We start from the raw sequence: 2,282 nt of genomic DNA on the forward strand, positions 1-2,282 counted from the left end.
ATTTTACATTGATGCCATTAATTAATATAAACGTTTTTAGATCGCATTTAGGTCTTGATACTTTATACTTCTATCTTAATACTATAAATAACATGAACATATTAAAATTTTTCACAGCAGGCAGTGTAGATGATGGTAAAAGTACCTTAATCGGCCGTTTGTTATACGATACAGATTCTATTTTGGCCGATCAATTAGAAGCTTTACAGAGCTCTAACCGTAAAAATGATGACGGAACAATAGATTTAGCCATTTTAACGGATGGTTTGAGAGCAGAGCGCGAGCAAGGTATTACCATTGATGTAGCCTATAAATACTTTCAGACAGAAAAACGCAAATTTATTATTGCCGATACGCCTGGCCACATTCAATATACAAGGAATATGGTTACGGGTGCCTCTACTGCTAACCTGGCCATTATTTTGATTGATGCCCGTAACGGCGTGGTAGAACAGACCATCCGCCACTCATAYATTGTTTCCTTATTGGGCATTAAACATGTAGTGGTTTGTATCAATAAAATGGATATGGTTGACTATAGCGAAACCGTTTATAGCGCCATTATAGAAAAATACAAAGTTTTGGCGCAGCAATTAAAGCTTGCCGATGTAACTTATATTCCGGTTAGTGCCTTAAAAGGCGATAACATTGTGCAAAATTCAGGTAACATGGATTGGTACGAAGGAGAGAGTTTGTTACATTTCTTAGAGAAGGTTGATACCGACAATTTAGATAAATCGCAATTGGCCCGCATGCCGGTACAGTGGGTGATACGTCCACAAACAGAAGAATTGCACGATTATCGCGGTTATGCTGGTAGGGTACTAAGTGGTACTTTTAATTTAAATGATAAAGTTACTGTATTACCTAGTGGTGCGAGTTCTACTGTCGAGAAAATTGAATTTTTTGATCAAACACCCGATGCAGCTCACGCTGGCCAATCAGTTATTATTCACTTGAAAGATGATGTAGATATTAGCCGTGGCGATACCATTGTAAATGCTTCGGCATTGCCGCAAGAATCGAAGCTGATTGAAGCAGACCTTTGCTGGATGGATGGCGATATTGGCCGTGTGATTATTAAAACAGCCGATGCTTTGGCATTCGATTTATACGATGATAACCGCGCAAATGGTTCAGCTATTTTGGTCGATACGCGCACAAATTTAACCGTTGGCGCTTTAATGTTCAGGGCAGCAGTAGAATAAAATGTAAAATGAATAATGGAAATTGATCAATGACCAATAGCGAAAGCTTCAAGGAATATAGATAAAATCTTAATCTTCTTAATTCCTTAATGGTGGAAAAATGGATGATGAAAATTGTGAAACGATGAGATCTTTATTTCAGCTTATTGATCCTGAAATCATACAATCCTGAAAATCTTACAGTAGAGAACCACAACCAAATATAATAATGAAGACTTTAGGTTTTTAATCTAAAGTGAAAGCAATTTCAGCGGGGCGCCAGATAGGTAGCCCCGTTTTTCGTTTGACGATTTTTTTAAACATTTTAAATATAGGCGCTTTAAATTTTTTATATCTTAGTTTAAATCCCTCAGATAATTTTCCGAATAAACCAAAAACTATGCACGCTGGAAAGAAATATACCTTTTTCGAATTTATTGTATGGACCCGACGGGATATTTACCGTTTAACCATTCTTGCCATTATCCCTACTGTACTTTATCATTTTTGTAAGTTCACCTTTCTCTCCATTTCATGGGTTCCGGTAGCACTTTTAGGAACAGCTGTTTCTTTTATCATAAGTTTTAAAAATAATGCCAGTTATTCGCGTCTTTGGGAGGCCAGGCAGATTTATGGAGGAATTATAAATACGAGCCGTGCTTTTGGGGTGATGGTGCGCGATTACTTAGCATCACAAGATAAAAAAGCAGATGTTCAGATCATTTTTTACCGCCATTTTGCCTGGCTAACAGCCTTACGGTTTCAGTTAAGAGAACCGAGAGCCTGGGAAAACGCGAACGACCCCCGTAATATTGAATACGCCAGATTGTACCATGTTTCCGAAAAAACTGATAAGTTAGAAGGTAGCTTATCGGAATATCTTTCAGCAGATGAATTGAAGTACATTTTAAGTAAGAAGAATAAGGCTACCCAATTAATGGCTTTGCAATCGAGCCACATTAATAAGTTAGCAACTGCCGGAAACTTATCCGATTTACAATTACAATCTTTGCAAAACTCAATTACCAGTTTTTACGATAACCAGGGTAAAGCCGAAAGAATTAAAAACTTTCCTTACCCGCGCCATTTTTCATC

At 37.4% G+C, this 2,282-nt stretch carries 2 protein-coding genes; both read left to right on the forward strand.

Annotated features, from left to right (window positions below; translation table 11 throughout):
- The first annotated feature begins 92 nt into the window (after nt 1-92).
- Complete coding sequence (locus tag AC1DND_RS27900; RefSeq protein ID WP_477586110.1) at nt 93-1,208, forward strand: sulfate adenylyltransferase subunit 1; 1,116 nt, start codon at nt 93-95, stop codon at nt 1,206-1,208.
- 379 nt (nt 1,209-1,587) lie between these two features.
- A partial coding sequence (locus tag AC1DND_RS27905; protein ID WP_477586108.1) for a bestrophin family protein occupies nt 1,588-2,282 on the forward strand: 695 nt, incomplete at its 3' end.

This window comes from Pedobacter sp. 01N416 (genome assembly GCF_056399685.1).